Raw genomic sequence first — 19,453 nt, forward strand, 5'->3', positions numbered from 1 at the left:
TATGTCAGGTTTTACAAAAGACGAACGTCAGCAAATGCTTGCTAAGGAAAATATAGAATCAAATGCAATTGACCTCGGCTTTATTGACGGAGACTACGAAACATTTACTTCGAAAAACGGAAATGAGTATTCTGTTATATCCGATAACAACTATTTACTAACCGTAAAACTTGTAAGCCAAAAAGCTTACGCAGGGTATCTGGCTGGATTCAGCCAAGCCGAATACCTAAAAGAACTCCCCTCCTTACAAACGTCAGTGAAAAACTTTCATAATGGAACCTACAGAGCCTTTGAAGTCAAGGGTGACAGTATGGATTGCGATAAAAAATATGCTATTCAAGAAGGCGACATAGCCATTGGTCGGCAACTACACCAGGAAATGTGGAAGTACAAATTACACATTCATGATTATAAAGAATGGATAATCGTACATGACGGCGGCATCATTATTAAACACATTTCCGCCCATGATGTAGAAAATGGAGTGATTCATTGTGTCTCCTACAACGACGACAAAATGATTTATCCGGATTTTGATTTGAACTTGAAAGATGTTTACGAGTTATACAATGTAATTAAAATCGAAAAATTCAGATAATCTAAAAAATGAAAAAACTCTCCTTATTAACCTTCGTTGGATTAATATTTTCACAGGTTGCGCTTCACGCCCAAGACATGATTAACCAAAAAGATGGTGTTCAAATTAAAGCAAAGGTCCTTGAAGTGACAGTCGATGAAGTAAAATATAAAAAGTTTGATTTCCAAGACGGGCCTACTTACTCAAAGAAAAAAGCTGAATTATCTGGAATAACATATTCCAATGGTGAAGAGGAGATTTTCAAAGTTTCAGACAATAGAAATAAGAAAATGTTCATCTGGGGACCATCAACAAAAAAAATTGAACTCCCTAAATTAGAGTTAAAAGAAAAGACAAAAGTTTATATCGCAGATAACAGAAAAGAACCAGTTAAAAAAAGCGTAGTTGAATTTACCAGCAAAGAACTCGTAGAATTGGTAAAAAACCTATTAGGTAAAGAAACCAGCGGCAATATTTCGTTTGTAGAAACTGAAATTGATGCGCTAGGTTCCTCCAATGGAGTATCAATTAGTATTGATGCTTACGATGCTACTTTTTATCCAGGCGCTTGGCATACCGAGACTAGGTATTTTGTAAAGACTTCAAATGATGGAGTAAAGGGACAGAAAGAAATAGAATCTTTGAAGGGAGCATTCAACACATTTGGTCATGCGACCGCCAAATCTCGTTTAACAAAGTCCTTTGAGGAAGCAACAAGTAAATTAATAGAATTTATTAACTCAAAAATGTAATTCAACTTCATAGCCGCGGCGGAAAAAGTAGTGGAGAAGTATTTTGTATCAGGAGAATTTAAAAAGTAAGAATAAACTCAACAAAGTGAAAAATTTAATACCACATATCCTCATTGTCTTATTGTTTCTGGGGTGCAAAGATCGCGGACCAGCAACTATTGATGCTCCAAGCATTGAATTAAATTATGACAATGTACATCAGTTTGCAATTAAAAAAGGCAAAGAAGATATAGCTCCATCCAAATTTAAATGGACGTCATCAAATGAAAAAGTAGGCACAGTCGATGGTAATGGCCTTTTTAAAGCGAGAAAAATTGGCCAAACTAAAATTATAGCAAATGGCAACGGGCAAACTGTTGAAAGCAATGTTACAGTCACGCCATACAACACTTTTGTTGTTGAACCTATTCTGGATTTTAGTCTTGATTTACCTGCAATCAGAGCCAGAGAAACAGGGGAAGTTTTATTTGCAGGTGATTACTGGATTTATTTCGAGCGCGATAATGAGTCATTAAGGCGAGTGGGTTATTTTTTTGAAAATGGAAAATTAGCGAATGCAGTCTTGCTTTTTAATTATACACTAGCGAATATGGCTTCCAATGCTGCAAAGTTTGCGACATTTTATAATGAAAGGTATCCTATCAAAGAAAATATTCGCGGGAAAATAGCCTACGTAAATGACGAGAAAACCCTGGCCATATTCTACGAGCATGATGAATATATTGGATACAATGCAACTTACTACCAATATAACAATGTACCCGATAAAATTAGGAGAATACAGCTTCCCGATCCTGAGAACTTAAGAAGCAAATAAAAATCATGTCAAAGAAAAGTAGAGCCATCAGAGCATATCAGTTACACAAAGCGCGTATTGATAGGTATTCACCTCATCCTGGTATGCAATGGTTGCAACAACTAAATGATATGACCAAATTATACCTTGGCGAGAATTCGGCTCAGTATAAGGCTCTTAATAATACATCAAATTTCCGATATTCCTTGTTGTATATTGAAAACAAAGAATTGAACAGGAATCAATTCAGCAATGATTTAGCAATAAGATTGATCGACAACTACATTTATTACATTGAGACAAATGGCGTTTTTGTAGATTCAAAAGCAGCAAGCAATGTACTTGGTACATTGAGCAATGAGGCATTATTGGGTGGAATTATTACATTATTGATAGCAGTTGGGGCATCAGGGTTCGCAATTGGATATGCAATAGGCCCAAGTCAAAAAGATTCATTTCCTGGCTCGAAGCCCCTGATTGAATCCTCGATACCCGCCAATAGTGAAACCGGCAGTAAAACAGAAAACAAAAGGAAGTATATGGAACACAAAAAAAGTGATAGCGCTAGCGTAATTCATAATAGTAAAGAAATTGACAATGTAAAAACTAAAATTCATAGGAAGAATTGAAAAACTACTTCCAGAACTTGAAGTTATAAAGCCACTTATACCCGAACAAACTGAAAAAATAATATCGGTGATTGGAAACATCAGTAGCTTCCTTGCGCTTATCCAAAGTAGCATCCCGAAGCATATTTAAATTGGAGTTTAAAAGATCGGCAACATCGATGTTCCGGAATCTAGACTTTCTGGCTGTGTAAATTTCGCAGATCTTTTCATCGCCTGAAAATAACCGACGGATTGTTCCAGTAACTTTTCCATTGGAATTTCTAACCAGCGATTCCTGTAGGGAAAGGTTTAGAAAAGATTTTCATCAGTATTAACCCATTGAAGTAATTAATTATAGTGTGTGTGATTGAACAATTAAAATTACTAAAAATTTAAGCCATGACAAACATTTCCGAAAACGCACCAGAAGGCCAACCAACCAGAGGCCGTGGACGTCCAAAAATTTCTCCAGAGAAAAAAGCAGAATCAGCTGCTGTATTGAGACAAAGAAATCCTACCAAACTAATACCGGAAACACAGGCAATCCATTCCAGATTTTTTCAGGCATTCAACTTTTTATTAAATAGCACCGATGGTCCAAAAATTAAAAGCACCTATGACTTTGTAAAAAAATACGGAATTAATCATGGCAATTTTTCAAAGCTAAAAGCGGATCCGGAGAAGTTTGCGTTACCAGTTATCTATCTTTTTTACCTGGTAGATGATTTCGGCATTTCAGCACATTGGCTACTAACAGGAGAAGGTGAAATGATTAATTAAAAAGAAGTTTTTCAATAATATCCTGCATAGTTCCTTCAAATAAGCAAATTCGAATATAAAAATCTGATATTCAGCTAGATTCATTTTTTATTTGTAGGACGTAGCGGGCTCGAACCGCTGACCTCCGCCCTGTCAAGGCGGCACTCTGAACCAACTGAGCTAACATCCTCTTTGTAATCTCAAATATATGTCAATTTGCTTTTGTCTGCAATCCAAAACGGTAAACTTTTTGAGATGGGATTCTGGAAAGCAGGATCAGACCGATGACAAATATAAAAAGCAAAGCCAGAATGCTGTTACGCATACTTCCAGTCAGTTGTTCGACGGCTCCGTAAATAAATGTTCCAATCATAATTGCTGATTTTTCCGTCACGTCATAAAAACTAAAAAATGAAGCTGTGTCAACGGTATTTTCAGGAATCAACTTTGAATAAGTCGCTCTGGAAAGGGATTGGATTCCGCCCATAACCATTCCAACTGCACAGGCAACGACATAAAATTCATTGGCTTCTGTAGTGTAATAAGCGCCTGCACAAATGGCGATCCAGATGGCCACACCGATCATAAGCGCATAAATGTTTCCGATTTGAGACGAGATCCAGGCGAAAAAGTAAGAACCGGCAATCCCCACAAGCTGAATCAATAGAACCGTAATAATCAGACTTTGAGATGGCAGCTTCAATTCCGTCGCGCCAAAAATTGTCGCCACGTACATCACCGTTCTTAACCCCATGGTATAGACGAAAAACGCCAGGAGGAATTTAGCAAGATAGGGCTGCTTTCGAAGTTCGCGATAAACCTTGCCAAGTTCTGAAAACCCGTTGAAAAGCCAGTTTTTTACAGGTTTTCTTCCCTCATAATTTGACGGAAGATACCGAAACGGAATTTGCGCAAACAAGATCCACCAGACACCAACTGTAAAAAATGAAATTCTGGCTGGCATCGCTTTATCAGAGATACCGTAAAACGAGGGCGCCAGGACCATACTCAAATTAAACAAAAGCAACAGAACGCTTCCCAAGTATCCCATTGAAAATCCTCTGGCGCTGTACCGGTCGAAATTATCTTCTGTTGCAATTTCGGGCAGATAGGAATCATAGAAAACAATGCTCCCACTCCATCCAATCAAGCTGAGCGCAAATATTAGAACAGAAAAATTGAGCGTATCTTTTGTGAAGAAAAAAAGCAACATGCAGCTGATTGCCCCCAAATAACAAAAGAACTTCATAAACCTTTTCTTGTGACCAGTAAAATCCGCAATTGCGGTGCAAATGGGGATCAGTAGTGCGGTAAACAAAAAAGACGCAGAAACGGTATAGGAAAATAAAACAGAACTCTTAATCTGTAATCCGAAGAAACTTACAACGCCGGTTCCCGCAGATGCGTTCATCGCTGCAGCTGAAAAATAAACGGGAAAGATGCTGGAAACAATAACCAGGGCATGAACTGAATTAGCCCAGTCGTACATACACCAGGCATTTATTATCTTGGGATTATTTTTTTGCATAGAAGAAATTTTGCTGCAAAATAAGAAAAGCGGCAGATTATATCCGCCGCTTTTCTTACAATATTTACAAAGGCTGTTTTATTTAATCACCGGCTCGAAGACCATGTAGGTTTCTGTATCAACGCCACCTACCGGCATTACTCTTTTCAATCTAAGTTTGCTGTTTGTAAGTTCTGCAACAGTAAATTTCCCGGAAAAACCGCTTACGGCGATATCCAGCGTGGTAGAATCATCAATTAGATACCAAGTCCCGCCATTTAAAACCTGGCTCGTGTTGCGTTCCAATGCTTTAGTCACATTGTTTGCCTGAAACTGAATATCCATATATTCTGCAATGGCTTTGGTTTCCATATTAAGCAAAGAAGTTGCAATAGTCTTCCCGCTTAGGTCAGTAACCGAAGTCATCCGCCACGGATAATTTACAAGAATTTTGCTCTTTTCCGTCGGCATCGCAGGATCGTCACTATCTTTACTGCAAGAACCCAGCAGAAATAAAATGGCAAATACGGCAACAAGATTAATTAATCGATTCATTTTTGCGTTTTTAAAGTAACAGGTTTGGCTAAGCCAGCCATTCCTAGTCGGAATCTTAAAATAGTTAAATTAGCTGTTTTAAGGCTGGTATTGCAAAATTAACGATTTGTTTCATCAATTCTTATCGAAGAGCACACAAATATGTCATCAAAAACTTTACACATTAAAATTATTCTATTGATAATCAGCTCAGTCCATTGTTTTGCGCAGGATTGCCAGCCTTCCTACACTTATACACCGGTCACAACAAATAATAAAATTGAGTGGGGAAAGTTTCCTGAATTCACATTACCGTTTAAGATTATTTATAATGGCCCACGCTTTGGTGATACTGAATCCGCTCCTTTGAAACATGGTTTTAGTCATCTTGCTTTGTTCAGCGGTAATGAAGGAAATACTCTTCCTGCGAAAAACCGGGCGATGTTATGGAATAGTGTCGCCACGATTGCAGAGAATCAGCCATGGGGTATGGACGCGATCAGAAGTCCCTGGGGAAATGATACGGTAACTTACAAAAGACTTTGGGACCAGTATATCACCAACATGGCCAATACCTTTAATGATTCATACGGAACGGGAGTGCCAAAAGCGGATGTAATTTGCCTTGACGTAGAAAGAATGCTGACAGAAGACCGTGACATTTTGAGATTAAAGGCTAACCCTGTCATTCCTGCAACTTATCGAAATTTATCTGATGCAGACTTTCTTACAACTTACAAAAGAGATATTCGGTGGTGGTATACCGAAGCGATCAATCATTTGAAAAGCAAAGGACTAGATCCCTCGACTACTGTAACCAGTTACAGCGATGTTCCTGTAAGAGCTACCTGGCTGAATATTGAAAGTAATAGCTGGCAGGATTGGACTACCAATCTGGCAAGAACACATTATCTCACTCAGGACAACTCTGGAAAATTTGGCGGCACTTTTTATAATGCAATGAATGGACTAACACCATCGCCTTACTATTATTATGGCTATGAAAGTCCGATCGGTAAGGATTATCTAACCTATTTGTTATTCCAAATCGAGGTCAATAAAGCTTGGAGCGACAAGCCGATCATTCCTTTTGTCTGGATGCGGATTCATGATAGTTTTGATCCGACTGTCCCGCTTATCCAGCCATTTCAAGCGCAGGCAACTGCCATTTTTCCATTCTTTTCAGGTGCAAAAGGGCTTTGGCTTTGGGAAAACAGCTTCTATGAAACCTCACGTAACGAGAATTATACCACCTACGAACATTTTATCTACGGACTTTACCGTCTTTCTGAGTTTAAAGATATGTTCGAAGGAAATTATGAACTTGTAATCCCGACCTCTGCCAGAGATCTTATGACTTCTAAAAGACCGGTATGGCGCGGCGTTGTCAAAGATGGACATATTCTGGTGGCGGCTCAAAACCCCTATGCCGCGGATAATGCTGAGACTAGTATCACGCTTTCACATCAAAAATGGGTCAAAACCATTAAACTAAAAGGAAAGGAAGTTTTTCTTTGCAAATTTGATCTTAGCCAGGACAATTCTTCTACGGAGCCTACGATTACCGAAGCATTTTTATATCCAAATCCGGCAGCAACTTCCAGTTCCAAAGTTCGTATGATCGGAATTAACGGTAATACAGAGGTAGAATTCGCGTTGCTTGACAAGAATGGCACGGTCATTTTAGAACAGACATTTCAATCGCTGGTTGGAGAAACGGACCTGCCGATCGTATTGCCGTCTTTGAGTACGGGATTGTACTTCGCCCGTTTTAAAAGCAGAAATAAAACCATTACTCAGAAAATAATCATCACCAAATAATGAACCGTCTTAGTCAGGAAACCAGCCCCTATTTATTGCAGCACGCTAATAACCCAGTGGATTGGTACCCATGGGGCGATCTGGCGCTGCAAAAGGCCAAAACTGAAAACAAACCGATTCTGGTGAGTATTGGCTATTCTGCCTGTCACTGGTGCCATGTTATGGAACGCGAAAGCTTTGAACATGACAACGTGGCGGATATTATGAATGAGTATTTTGTCTGCATTAAAGTGGATCGTGAGGAGCGTCCGGATGTAGATGCGGTCTATATGGATTCGCTTCAGGCTATGGGAACACGTGGTGGATGGCCGCTGAATGTTTTTCTTTTACCTGATTCGAAACCTTTCTATGGGGTAACATACCTGCCACCGCAGAATTGGGTGCAGCTTCTGAAAAGTGTCAACAATGCTTTTGTCAATCACTACGATGACCTTGCCAGTTCCGCCGAAGGATTTGTTGAAAATATGGTCCAGTCTGACATAAAAAAATATGGGCTGACTTCTTCGTCAGATGGTTACACGGTGGAAGCGCTGGACGAAATGTTCGAAAAATTAAAGCAGAATTTTGATACTGTAAAAGGTGGAATGGACCGCGCTCCAAAATTCCCTATGCCTTCGATTTATAAATTTCTGCTTCGTTATTTCGATATCACACAGAACCCGGAAGCGCTGGCACAAATCGAATTGACACTAAACAGAATTGCCCTTGGAGGTATTTACGATCACGTTGGCGGCGGATGGGCAAGATACTCTGTTGACGACGAATGGTTTATCCCCCATTTTGAAAAAATGCTTTACGATAATGCACAGCTCTTAGGCATTTTTTCCGAAGGCTACGCGTTGACCCAAAATACACTATATTCAGAAAGGATTCATCAGACAATTTCGTGGCTCGAAAACGAAATGCTGAGCAGTGAAGGCGGCTTTTATTCTGCGCTTGATGCTGACAGCGAAGGAGTTGAGGGTAAGTTCTATATATGGAAAAAAGCAGAATTGAAAGAAATCCTGGGGGAAGACTTTGAATGGTTTGCTAAATTATACAACATCAGCGCACACGGGAACTGGGAGGATGGCTACAATCATTTACACCTGACGAATTATGTGGCCCAAACAGCAAAAGCTGCGGGTGTTTACGAGGAGCATTTTGAGGAGAAGTATCAAAATGCACTAAAAAAATTCTTTGTAGCGCGAGCGTCTCGTATCAGGCCAGGGCTTGATGACAAAATTCTGGCTTCCTGGAATGGCCTGCTGATTAAAGGTCTGACTACCGCATATCAGGCAACAGGCGACGAAAAAATTCGCCAACTAGCTGTTACAACGGGGCATTTTGTTTCAGAAAAAATGACTCAACACAATAGATTATGGCATAGTTATAAAAATGGGAAAGCCAGCATAACAGCATTTCTCGAAGATTATGCTGCTGTTATTGAGGGCTATCTGGGCTTGTATCAGATAACATTTGAAGAAAAATGGCTTCGGGAAGCTACCGCACTTTGCGAGTATACAATTACTAATTTTTACGATAGCTCGGAAGGTTATTTCTACTTTACAGACAGTGAAGCAGAAGCACTTATTGCCAGAAAAAAAGAGCTTTTCGATAATGTGATCCCTGCTTCAAATTCTGTTATGGCGCAGAATCTTTACGTGCTCGGAAAAATGCTTGACCGATCAGATTTTCTGGATCTTTCTGATCAGATGCTTGCCAAAATGAGCAAGATTATTCTGACTGATGTACAATGGGTGACTAACTGGGGCGCGCTTTACTGTCAGCGCGTAACGCCAACTGCCGAAGTAATTATCGTCGGGGAAAATGCGGATGATCTGAGAAAAGATTTCGATCGTTTTTTTGTTCCTAACAAAATTGTGGCAGGTACAAAAACATCATCAAAGCTACCACTACTTGAAAACAGAACTCCGCTAAACGGACAAACGGCAATTTATATCTGCTATGATAAAACCTGCCAGCTGCCTGTGACCTCGGTTGAAAAAGCACTTGAACAGCTCGCCTGATCTTTTGATGACGCCCAAAAGAGGCAGCTGAATTGGAATCAGCTGCCTCTTTTCAATTATTTTAAGAGTGGAAAATAACGTTCCTGAATAATATTCATGTGATGAATGGCATGACCGATGATTACAAAACCAAGCGCCAGAGCAGAAATTTCACTTTTGTAAGCAATGCCACTTCTAAGAATCATCTCGTTATCCATATTTTTGAACAAAAGCTCAGTCGATTTTCTAACAAAGGAGAATTCTTCCATCAGATCGGCCACAGTACGTTCATTCGCCATGGTGTTCGCTGCCAGGAGCTCTTCTTCGTAACCTGGAAGAACGGTGTTATCGTTGCGCGAAAAACGAAGTGCGCGATAACTCATGATTCTCTCGTTGTCGATCACATGTTGTAAAATGTCCTTAACTGTCCACTTTGCAGGCGCGTATGCCTGATCGCCTAATGCCGTTAATTTATCAGTTGCTTCATAAATCTTCTCCGGAGAATATTTGCTGAATGCCTCGGCGATATCTATGTCTTCAACCAGATTTATATACCGGTCAAAAAACGCCGGCATTGGCTCAATGTTTGATTTCTTCATTAATTTGGGCTTTTTTACTTCAATATTAAAAACAAAAAACCATAAGTGCGGTGAGATTTATTTAGTTTTAAAAACAACCCGGATATAATTAAAATCTGATCTTTGCGTCTTGCCCTGTATTTCTCCCTCGATATATGCATGCAGCATATTGTTTTTCGGAATTGTATACACGATCCTTTTTGGAAAATCGTGCTGCAAATTTTCAAAAATATAGTCACTACCGGTAACTTTTTTCAAATAAAATAAAGTTTCCTCTCCGTTGTTCTGGCCGTCTACGCGGACAGCATAAACAATCCTGAGATTTTCTTCTTGAGCCAGCCTTACCCTTTCCAGCACAATGGTATCACCTGAAACGATTTTAAAGCTTTTTCCTGCAAGCAAATTACTTCCTGCTTTGTCCCAGGATTCAAATAAAGTGCCGTTCTTTTTTTCAGTCTTCCAGACACCCAGCAAGTTATGCAGTTGCCGAAAATCCATTTTTGAAAATGATGATCCCTGAGCTTGGGTTTGATACGCACAAGAAAACAAGATCAGCAGTGCCAGACAAAGCCGTGCGAAAATTGGTTTAATAATTAAAATCATAAAAATTATCCATTTTTAACTTTAATTTATGTGAACTGATTCTATTAAAATAGTGAATTATTTAATACATTTGGTCTATATTTTCCCTGACACTTGAAAAAAATTGCTGTTATCGGCTTATTGATGCTATTGCTCTACAACATGTTTGGGCTTGCTACGGCTATTCTGCTGTTCGATGATCAGTATAAGACATCATCTGCAAGTACTTCATCGGATCAGTTTGACATTTTGAAAGTGTATATGCCATCTCTTCCTTATTCTTCCGACTGGGAAAATCATGATGGTTTTGAAGGTCTTATTAAAGCTAACGGACAGTTTTACAATGCGACGCATGTGAAACATGCGAACGACACTTTGTATGTAACAGTAAAGTCAAATCAGGCAGCACGCGATCATTTCTTTGAATTGGCAAACAAAATGCAGTCTATGGCTGACCAAGCTGCACAAACTCCTGAAAATTCCAGAGAAAAAGCAATAAAAGTCCTTGATAATTTTCTTAAAAATTATTTACAAAACAAGCCGCTGTATAACTTGTTTCAACAAGCGGTAACAAACGAACAGGGTCTGGCAATTTTCCCTTCAAAACAGATCTCACTTGTGTTTTGGATAACACAACTTCAAACACCCCCACCCGAAACAGCTGCTTTTTCTTAAAATTTTTCGTTAAGAGAAAATTCTATGTACACCCTTCGACACATAGTCGTTGGCTATTCTTCTGTATTTAATGACCTCCATTTGCACGTCCGCAGACCGACTGCGAAATTAATTGACCTATATATGCTTAAAAATATACAAACAAAAATGCGCCTGCTGACGCTATTGATTACTTTGTCATTGCTAGGAAATTCTGTTTACGCGCAGATGCCAAATGACGCGATTTATATGAATAAAGGTACTGCGTGCCTTGCTTTGTCTTATAACCATTCGGCCTGGGACAAATATTGGGAAGGGACTACAAAAAGAGATAACCTTAACATTGGCACACAAACAACACAAACTGCGATGGCCATGCTGGCTGTGGGTGTGACCAAAAACCTGAACGTGATTGTGGGTCTTCCTTACATCTGGACGGAAGCAAGTGCGGGAAATCTGAAATGGCATAAAGGCTTTCAGGATGTTTCCGGCTGGGTAAAATATCGGTTTTTCAATCAGGGGGGACTTTCATTGAACGCGGTAGCCGGTGCTTCATTGCCAGTCACAAATTATGTTCCTGACTTCATGCCAATGTCTATCGGACTTCAATGTAAAACTGCCACTGGGAGGCTGGTGATACGTTACAAACACAAAACCGGGATTTACGCCACAGCATTTGGTAGCTACATTTTAAGAAGCAAGATCAAGATCGACCGTGATTCCTATCTTATGGGCGAAACGCTTTACAATACCAATGAAGTAAGTGTTCCAAATGCCTACGATTTTTCTGGCCGTTTAGGGTACACAAATAAATATCTTCAGACCGAAGTATTTGCTGAATATGGTGCATGTACGGACGGAGATAATATTCGCCGCAATGCAATGCCATTTCCCACCAATAATATGAAATCAACGTCTGTTGGATTTTACGGCAAATTTCAACCAAAAAATCTTGGCTTCAACGTCCGGATAGCGCGCGTGGTCGATGGTGAAAATGTTGGCCAGGCTATGACCTACCAGGCTGGTATATTATACCAGTTCGCATATTTGAAATCGGCAAAAAAATAATTCTAGTTATTACAGAAATTCTATGAACAACTATATAAAATCAACACAGGTACTGTCGGGAGCACGCTCACTAACGGGAAGTCTTATACTTGCCATTACACTTTTCTCCTGCAGTAAATCGGTCAATGAGCCAGCGGCTGCAATTAGCACCCCCTCCACCATTGACGCAAATGCAGGAAACTGGAAAACCATCGTTTTAGCATCTTCCAGCGAAGTTTTGGTTGCAGAACCAAAATCTGAAACCTCTGCTGAATACGTAGCGGAACTGAAAAAACTTAAAGAAACAACCGCTTCTGTAACCTCGGGACAGCGTGAAATAATCAACTATTGGGGTGCTGGTGCTTCTTTCCGTTGGAATGAAATCGCTCGAGAACTTGCCGCACGTTATAATAATCCGCCAGCACCGAATGCTGAGGGAAAATACCCCGTCCCGGATGCAGCGAATCCACTGGCAGATCCAAAATTTCCTTTTGCCAATCCACCCTATACAGCCAGAGCTCTTGCTTATCTCAGTGTTGCGCAGTATGACGCACTTGTAGCTGCCTGGAATTACAAATTTAAATTCAATCGTAAAGCTCCTTCCAAAACCGACGCATCAATCAAGGCAGTTCTTCCGGTTTCTGATCTTCCAACTTACCCTTCGGAAGATGCCGTGGTGGCAGCTGCCTCTTTTGAGATTTTGAAAGCGATGTTTCCGGGCGAAGTGCCTTTTCTGGAAGAAAAATTGGCTGAACATAAAAACAGCCGTCTTTGGGCCGGTATGAACGTAGAAAGTGATATCTCAGCAGGCGATGCTCTGGGTAAAGCTGTTGGACAAAAAATTATGGCTAGGGCCAAAGCGGATGGTATGGGTGCTGCCAATAATCAGGCAAAGACACAGGAAATGATCGCTAATGCAGTGAAATTAGGAATTGTCCAAACCTGGCAAAGTCAGGAATTCCCTGCCCGCCCGCCAATGCTTCCAACTTATGGTTTCGTCCAGCCATGGAATTTTAACGCCGCAACTGTCGTTGCCCTGCGTCCAAAAGCGCCTCCTGTGATCGATGGTCCTGAGTTTAAAGAAAACATGGACGAATTACTTACAATCGCTAAGAAACAAACGCGCGAACAAGCCCGTATAGCTAATTACTGGGCGGATGGCGTCGGAAGTTACACTCCTCCGGGACACTGGCACCGGAAGGCCGCAGCGTTAGCCCATGAAAATAATTTCAGCGAAGTCCGCACGGCCAGAACTTTTGCACTGGTTGGAACCGCGATGCAGGATGCCGGCGTGGCATGTTGGGATGCGAAATACTACTATTATTATCCACGTCCCAATCAGATGAACCATGCGGTAAAAACTTCGGTCGGTCTTCCAAACTTCCCGTCTTACACATCAGGTCACTCGATGTTCTCGGGCGCTGCGGCGGAAGTTCTTTCCTATATTTTTCCAAAAGAAAAAGAACAGCTGGAAGCGATGGCAGTTGAAGCATCTGTATCAAGAATTTACGGGCTTATTCACTACCGGTTTGATTGCGAAGAAGGTTTGGCCACGGGCCACAAAGTTGGCAATTATGCCGTTCAACGTGCAAAAACGGATGGTGCCGAATAGATAGTAACAATTTTAAGTACAGCAGAAAAAACTGTCGGAACACTTATCAGGTTTCGGCAGTTTTTTTATGTGAAGATTTTTTACGACAAGCATAGGGGGCCTTGAATTCTGGATTGTCACAGAATCAAAAAAACATCAAGGTCATGAAAAAACAATTAACCAGATTTACGCTGTTGGCAATCCTGTTAACCACTTCAAGTGTTTTTGCGCAGGAAGTTCAAACCGTTTTTAAAGGAAACGGAATCAGAAGGTCGGGCGGATATGCCGCCATTTCAAATAAATTTACAACTATAAATGGCGACTTTGCCAACATGCCCGAACTTTATGGCGGATGGTTTGTGAATAGTAAGTTTTTAATTGGAGCAAGCCTAGCCGCTACGACTAACTATATACCCGCTCCGTATTCGCTTAATCAATCTTTGAATCAAAAAATGACGTATCAATATGGTCAGTTCGGGCTTATGACGGAGTATGTTTTTGCGTCCAACAAAACCGTCCATTTAGTGGCCAACATGACTACCGGCGCAGGCTTCACTTTACGCTATGACCGAAAAGACTGGGATGATTTTGATGACTGGGACAACTGGGATGATGACGATCATAACCCAAACTTTTTCTTCGTTATGGAGCCGGGAATACAGCTGGAAGTTAATCTTCTCAAATGGATGCGTTTTGCACCCGGCGTTTCCTATCGTAAAACATTTGGCGCAAAAGGAGATGGGTTATCTGATTCGGATCTCAGTAATGTTTCCTACAATCTGACATTAAAATTCGGAAGATTTTAAGAATATATCCACACTGAAAAAGCGAAGTCAGCGAAGCGCACAATGATGCTTCGCTGACTTTTTGTTATCGTTTTTAATACTACGCCAGATTATTGATATCAAAAGGAAGTTTTCTCATTCGTTTTCCTGTTGCAGCAAAAATTGCATTACCCAACGCCGGTGCTATCGGAGGTAGTCCAGGCTCTCCTACTCCACCCGGATTCGCTCCACTGTCCACGATATGGATTTCCATTTTCGGTGTTTCGTTAAGGCGCATTATATTATACTGATGATAATTGCTCTGATCACAAACGCCGTTCGTAAAAGTAATTCCGTCTTTTATCGCAGCTGTAATACCCATTACAATATTTCCTTCGGTCTGAGCTTTCACATTATCGGGGTTAACATAATAACCGCAGTCGATCACTGTCACAACCTTATCAATCGATACACCCTGATCTTTTTTTGTCACAGTTATACAAGTCGCTGAGATACTGTCAAAAGATTTAAAGACAGCAATTCCCTTGCCCTGACCTTCGGAAAGTTTTTCTCCCCACGCAGCTTTCTCGGCAAGCGTTTCCAAAACCTTTTTAAACCGGTCATCTTTAATCAACTCCATGCGGGCTTTCAGCGGATCTTTTCCAGCAAGGTGTGCGAGCTCGTCAATGAAACATTCCTGTCCCCATCCAAAATTTGAAGCATATACCGAACGCCACCAAACGATTGGGATATCCGTTTTCACGTTGGTCCAGCTAATCTTTGAAGCAGCAGGAAAAGTGTATTTATTATTGTTCATACTAATTTCCTCACTCAACCATGGATCAGCCTCGTCAGATTTCAGGCCCTTAAAGACCTGACCAACAATTGATTCTCCGATTGCATGATGATGATAACCAGTAATACTTCCATTTTCTACAAAGCCCTGCATGTGACTAAGCATACCTGGTCGGTATGGCCCTTGTGAGATATCGTCTTCACGCGTCCAGATTACTTTTACAGGTTTCTTCAACTCACGTGAAAGATGACACGCCTCCAGAAGAAAATCATGATATGCCTTTCTGCCAAAAGCACCTCCCAGCAACGTTACGTTGATCTTCACTTTTTCAGGGGCAACTTTCATGTATGCACAAACATCCCGCAGCGCCCAGTCGGGCCCTTGGATTGGGGCCCAGATTTCCACAGAACCATCGTCTTTTACATGAACGATCGCATTTTCCGGCTCGATTGGCGCATGGGCTAAAAATGGAGTTTCATAATTTGCTTCCAGTTTTTTTTCAACTGAGGCATATTTCGCAGAAAAATCCCCTTTCTCCTCGTAGTTGATCCCGTCTTTTTTAGCCGCTTCGTAGGTTTCAGCAAAGTATTTATCCGTACTAAGCGTTTTTTCCAGATCACCGTTATCCCACTTCACATTCAACGCTTTTTTTCCTTTTAAAGCTGCCCACCAATTCGTTCCGATTACGGCAACGGCCTCAGATGTTCTATGAGGCATTGGCCTTTCCGTTTTGACGACTTTCAAAACGCCTTTGACTTTTTTCGTTTCTGCGTCGTCAATAGAAATAATTTTTCCATGCAAAGAAGGTGAGTGCAAAATAGCCGCATAAACCATACCAGGTATATCCACATCAAGACCATAAACAGCTTTGCCGGTTACGCGCTCGGGAACATCCAGCCGCTTGTTATACTTTCCAATAATCTTAAAATCTTTCGGATCTTTCAGTTTTGGATTTTTCGGTACCTCGAGCTTGGATGCGTCATCGGCAAGCTCTCCAAATCCAAGACTTCTTCCTGTCGGATTGTGTATAATAGCTCCGTCTTTCGCAGAACACTCACTTACCGGAACATTCCAACGTTTTGCCGCAGCCTCGGTAAGCATCTCTCGCGCAGCAGCGCCCGCCTTACGGATGGGTTCCCACAGGGACCGAACAGAACTGCTACCACCGGAAGTCTGGTTTCCATATTTATCTTTACCATCACTCTGGGCAATTTTAACCTGGTCCAGACTTACTTCAAGCTCTTCCGCAAGAAGTGAAGGAACTGCCTGTGTGGAACCTTGTCCCATATCCGGACGCGGATTAATGATGGTGATATTTCCCGCCGTATCGATCACAATAAACGGGTTAATTTCCAGCTTTAAAATCGCCGGAACTATTTTCTTAACGGTGGCATCTTTGGCAAATGAAGATATGCCAAGAGCAAGTCCGAAGGAAGTCAGGCCGGTCGTTTTAAGAAAGTCGCGGCGTGTTGCTTTTATATTTTCCAATTTTGATAGCGCTTTGAGTGAAGGAATTAATTCTTGCCAATGCCTTTTTCCGATACTTTAATCGTATCTGCCGCACGGTGAATTGCTCTACGGATACGGTCATACGTACCGCAGCGACAAAGATTTCCGCTCATTGCCGAATCGATCTCCTCGTCTGTCGGACTTGGTTTTTCTTTCAAAAGCGCAACTGCCGACATAATTTGGCCTGACTGACAATAGCCACACTGTGGCACTTGCTCTTCGATCCAGGCCTGCTGTATCGCGTGTAGTTTTCCGTCTCCAATACCCTCGATCGTCGTAATTTTTGTTGTTTTCGAGACACTCGAAACGGGTGTCTGGCATGACCGTGCTGGCTGCCCATCCAGATGAACTGTGCAGGCACCGCAAAGTGCCATTCCACATCCGAATTTGGTTCCTTTCAAGTCGGCAAAATCCCTCAACACCCACAAAAGTGGCATATCCGGTTCGACATCGACCTTTACTTTTTTGTTGTTTACTATTAGGTTATAATTCGCCATGGTGATTTTGTTTCTATGCAGAAGAAGTATTAAAATTATAATAAAAAAACAGCAAAAAAAAGCAAAATACAAGAGCCTGGAAATTAGTATTTTGATACACCCTAGGCCAACCAAAAAACCTTAAAATGAACCCCTGTCATTATCAATAATATACTTAAAAGGAACCATCCACCGGTTAATGCTGGTTGTTTTATTCAGAGATTTGATTTACAACCGGTAAGACAGTTAGCGAACGGAGTACCGTATCTGCTTAAATTTTACTCGATTTTTTTCAACCTGAGCGTTGTTTTCCTTTTAAAATTATTGAATTATGTCCATTACATCTGCAGCTGAATTGTCCGGGATGCAAAAGATAAGTGAAGCCGTTGCGTCAACCTTAAAACAAATGAGGGACTATGCCCGGCCAGGCATGACAGCAAAAGAACTTGACGAATTTGGCGGCAAAATCCTGCATGAAATGGGTGCTAAATCAGCTCCACGTCTGACATACGGTTTTCCGGGATGGACCTGCATCAGTGTAAATCACGAAGTGGCACATGGAATTCCGTCAGACACAAAAATATTTAAAGAAGGCGATCTGATCAATGTTGATGTTTCAGCTGAGCTTGATGGTTTCTGGGCAGATAACGGCGGTTCGTTCATTCTGGGCGAAGATATTAATAATCACCAGCCTTTGGTGGACGCCTCAAAACTGATCTTGCAAAAAGCGATCAGCAGAATAAAAGGCGGTGTGAAAATTTCTGAAATTGGCAGATTCATTGAAATGGAAGCGAGAAAATCCGGTTTTAAGGTAATCAAAAATCTGGCTGGGCACGGTGTTGGACGCAGTTTGCACGAAGATCCCCACGAGATCCTGAACTGCTACGATCACGAGAACAAACAGCGTTTCAGAAAAAACTCAGTTGTGGCGATAGAAACATTCATTTCAACAGCTTCCACATATGCTGACCACGGAAAAGATGGCTGGACTATGACTGGAAATAAAGGCGGATTCGTCGCTCAGCATGAACATACAATTATTGTTACAGACGGCAAGCCGGTCATTCTTACCTCTGCGAATGAGATATATTAGGTGCATGCGCCAGGTACTCATATACCTGGCGAATCAATAGCCTAAATTCCCTCCGTCACCTTTTTCATTTTTGCCAAACCGGTTTTCGCTACAAGTAATGCGTCCTGAGCATAATAATCCTTGTTAAAAACTTCGAAAGAAAGGATGACCGGTTTTTCAGGATTTTTCAGAGAGGTCAATAGTCCTTTTAGCGGAGCAACGCCATCGCCTGGATAAATTCTGTCCGCATCAGCTATAGTTTCGCGAGGAGGAGTTTCCGGATAATCGTTGATATGAAAAATTTCGATCAAAGGCTTGCCTACATCTTTAACGCTATCCATGCCCGAGCCTCCCTTATGTAAATGATAGACATCCATCAAAACGCGGGCCGAGGGATGATCAGATTCTACTGCAACATACAAAAGCTCCCCTACCCGGCTGAGATTTTTAGAGAAACCCCATAATTCCAGATGCGGGACAACTTTGGTTTTTTCTCCCAATTCAAGGATTTTTCGGTACCGTTCTGCCATTTTAGGAAGCTCTAATGCCACTCCCGTTGTTGCTCCCATCGGCGGAGCAGCAATTCTTGGACAACCAATTTGTGCCAACTGATCCATTTCTAATTTCAGCTGATCAAGTGCCTTGGAACGGGCATTTTCGTCATCAACAATCCATGTCGCAAAACCAATCGCATCCTCGACTTTCAATCCCAGATCATCAATAATGCGTTTTGCTTCGGCCGGCGAACTTGTTTTCAAAAAATCCTGTAAAGTATTTACCCAAATCTCTACGGATTTAAATCCTGCTTTTGCTGCAACTTCCAGCTCCTTGCGAAAACCAAGCTTATGCCCGCGCAGGGTGCTCATATTCAATGAATAAATAAAAGCAGGGGATTTTTCTTTATTTAATTCCAGAGGCGTAACAGCTGCCGAAGAGACAGCCAGGATCGAGGTAAATGCTTCGCGGCGGTTCATCAATGAATTTTTATAGAATTAGGTGATTTAATTTAAAAGGAAAAGCGTTCTGTTTTTTACCGGTTATT

Annotated in this window: 19 protein-coding genes and 1 tRNA gene; 12 read left to right on the forward strand and 8 right to left on the reverse strand. The window is 41.2% G+C overall.

Going from position 1 to position 19,453, the window contains the following annotated elements:
* The first annotated feature begins 1 nt into the window (after nt 1).
* The 5 genes from BMY70_RS02965 to BMY70_RS02985 all read left to right on the forward strand — a co-directional run bounded on the left by BMY70_RS02965 (nt 2) and on the right by BMY70_RS02985 (nt 3,513).
* A complete protein-coding gene (locus BMY70_RS02965; RefSeq protein WP_090331776.1) occupies nt 2-598 on the forward strand; it encodes a S24 family peptidase in 597 nt (198 codons plus the stop codon).
* A gap of 8 nt (nt 599-606) precedes the next feature.
* Entirely contained in the window at nt 607-1,329 is a 723-nt protein-coding gene (locus BMY70_RS02970) for a hypothetical protein (RefSeq protein WP_090331778.1), read from the forward strand.
* A gap of 85 nt (nt 1,330-1,414) precedes the next feature.
* The gene (locus tag BMY70_RS02975; protein ID WP_177196944.1) at nt 1,415-2,146 is read left to right on the forward strand and encodes an Ig-like domain-containing protein; all 732 of its coding nucleotides are present in this window, start codon (nt 1,415-1,417) and stop codon (nt 2,144-2,146) included.
* A gap of 5 nt (nt 2,147-2,151) precedes the next feature.
* Nucleotides 2,152-2,754, forward strand: a complete 603-nt coding sequence (locus tag BMY70_RS02980) for a hypothetical protein (protein WP_090331781.1) — start codon at nt 2,152-2,154, stop codon at nt 2,752-2,754.
* A 378-nt stretch (nt 2,755-3,132) separates the two neighbouring features.
* A complete protein-coding gene (locus tag BMY70_RS02985) occupies nt 3,133-3,513 on the forward strand; it encodes a hypothetical protein (RefSeq protein ID WP_090331783.1) in 381 nt (126 codons plus the stop codon).
* A 94-nt stretch (nt 3,514-3,607) separates the two neighbouring features.
* On the opposite strand, the gene BMY70_RS02990 is transcribed toward BMY70_RS02985, so the two are convergent.
* From BMY70_RS02990 to BMY70_RS03000, 3 genes are all read right to left on the reverse strand, one after another.
* Nucleotides 3,608-3,682 (reverse strand) — tRNA-Val (locus BMY70_RS02990).
* A gap of 21 nt (nt 3,683-3,703) precedes the next feature.
* A complete protein-coding gene (locus BMY70_RS02995; RefSeq protein ID WP_090331785.1) occupies nt 3,704-5,020 on the reverse strand; it encodes an MFS transporter in 1,317 nt (438 codons plus the stop codon).
* A gap of 78 nt (nt 5,021-5,098) precedes the next feature.
* On the reverse strand, nt 5,099-5,554 hold the full coding sequence (locus BMY70_RS03000) for a hypothetical protein (protein WP_090331787.1): 456 nt from the start codon (nt 5,552-5,554) through the stop codon (nt 5,099-5,101).
* 141 nt (nt 5,555-5,695) lie between these two features.
* Between BMY70_RS03000 and BMY70_RS03005 the strand changes: the two genes are divergently transcribed.
* Together BMY70_RS03005 and BMY70_RS03010 are read left to right on the forward strand one after the other, a co-directional pair.
* The gene (locus tag BMY70_RS03005; protein ID WP_090331789.1) at nt 5,696-7,354 is read left to right on the forward strand and encodes a T9SS type A sorting domain-containing protein; all 1,659 of its coding nucleotides are present in this window, start codon (nt 5,696-5,698) and stop codon (nt 7,352-7,354) included.
* Nucleotides 7,354-9,363 carry a thioredoxin domain-containing protein gene (locus tag BMY70_RS03010; RefSeq protein WP_090331791.1) on the forward strand — a complete coding sequence of 670 codons (2,010 nt, stop codon included), beginning with the start codon at nt 7,354-7,356 and terminating at the stop codon, nt 9,361-9,363. The genes BMY70_RS03005 and BMY70_RS03010 overlap by 1 nt, the downstream gene beginning before the upstream one ends.
* 56 nt (nt 9,364-9,419) lie before the next feature.
* On the opposite strand, the gene BMY70_RS03015 is transcribed toward BMY70_RS03010, so the two are convergent.
* Both BMY70_RS03015 and BMY70_RS03020 read right to left on the reverse strand, forming a co-directional pair.
* Nucleotides 9,420-9,941 (reverse strand): DinB family protein, encoded by a 522-nt coding sequence (locus BMY70_RS03015; protein WP_090331793.1) that lies wholly within the window; start codon nt 9,939-9,941, stop codon nt 9,420-9,422.
* Nucleotides 9,942-9,998: 57 nt separating this feature from the next.
* Complete coding sequence (locus BMY70_RS03020) at nt 9,999-10,523, reverse strand: DUF6265 family protein (RefSeq protein WP_090331796.1); 525 nt, start codon at nt 10,521-10,523, stop codon at nt 9,999-10,001.
* A gap of 93 nt (nt 10,524-10,616) precedes the next feature.
* Between BMY70_RS03020 and BMY70_RS03025 the strand changes: the two genes are divergently transcribed.
* From BMY70_RS03025 to BMY70_RS03040, 4 genes are all read left to right on the forward strand, one after another.
* Complete coding sequence (locus tag BMY70_RS03025; protein ID WP_143072039.1) at nt 10,617-11,177, forward strand: hypothetical protein; 561 nt, start codon at nt 10,617-10,619, stop codon at nt 11,175-11,177.
* A 147-nt stretch (nt 11,178-11,324) separates the two neighbouring features.
* Entirely contained in the window at nt 11,325-12,224 is a 900-nt protein-coding gene (locus BMY70_RS03030) for a hypothetical protein (RefSeq protein ID WP_229209483.1), read from the forward strand.
* 22 nt (nt 12,225-12,246) lie between these two features.
* Nucleotides 12,247-13,815 carry a vanadium-dependent haloperoxidase gene (locus tag BMY70_RS03035; protein ID WP_090331802.1) on the forward strand — a complete coding sequence of 523 codons (1,569 nt, stop codon included), beginning with the start codon at nt 12,247-12,249 and terminating at the stop codon, nt 13,813-13,815.
* 143 nt (nt 13,816-13,958) lie between these two features.
* Nucleotides 13,959-14,600, forward strand: a complete 642-nt coding sequence (locus BMY70_RS03040) for a hypothetical protein (protein ID WP_090331804.1) — start codon at nt 13,959-13,961, stop codon at nt 14,598-14,600.
* 79 nt (nt 14,601-14,679) lie between these two features.
* On the opposite strand, the gene BMY70_RS03045 is transcribed toward BMY70_RS03040, so the two are convergent.
* On the reverse strand, nt 14,680-16,842 hold the full coding sequence (locus tag BMY70_RS03045) for a xanthine dehydrogenase family protein molybdopterin-binding subunit (protein ID WP_229209451.1): 2,163 nt from the start codon (nt 16,840-16,842) through the stop codon (nt 14,680-14,682).
* A gap of 26 nt (nt 16,843-16,868) precedes the next feature.
* Complete coding sequence (locus BMY70_RS03050; RefSeq protein ID WP_090331808.1) at nt 16,869-17,360, reverse strand: (2Fe-2S)-binding protein; 492 nt, start codon at nt 17,358-17,360, stop codon at nt 16,869-16,871.
* A gap of 310 nt (nt 17,361-17,670) precedes the next feature.
* On the opposite strand from BMY70_RS03050, the gene map reads away from it, so the two are divergent.
* Nucleotides 17,671-18,432 carry a type I methionyl aminopeptidase gene (gene map, locus BMY70_RS03055; RefSeq protein WP_090331811.1) on the forward strand — a complete coding sequence of 254 codons (762 nt, stop codon included), beginning with the start codon at nt 17,671-17,673 and terminating at the stop codon, nt 18,430-18,432.
* A 41-nt stretch (nt 18,433-18,473) separates the two neighbouring features.
* On the opposite strand, the gene BMY70_RS03060 is transcribed toward map, so the two are convergent.
* Entirely contained in the window at nt 18,474-19,385 is a 912-nt protein-coding gene (locus BMY70_RS03060; RefSeq protein WP_090331813.1) for a sugar phosphate isomerase/epimerase family protein, read from the reverse strand.
* Nucleotides 19,386-19,453: the final 68 nt, after the last annotated feature.

It is taken from the genome of Dyadobacter koreensis, from assembly GCF_900108855.1.
Lineage (GTDB): Bacteria > Bacteroidota > Bacteroidia > Cytophagales > Spirosomataceae > Dyadobacter > Dyadobacter koreensis.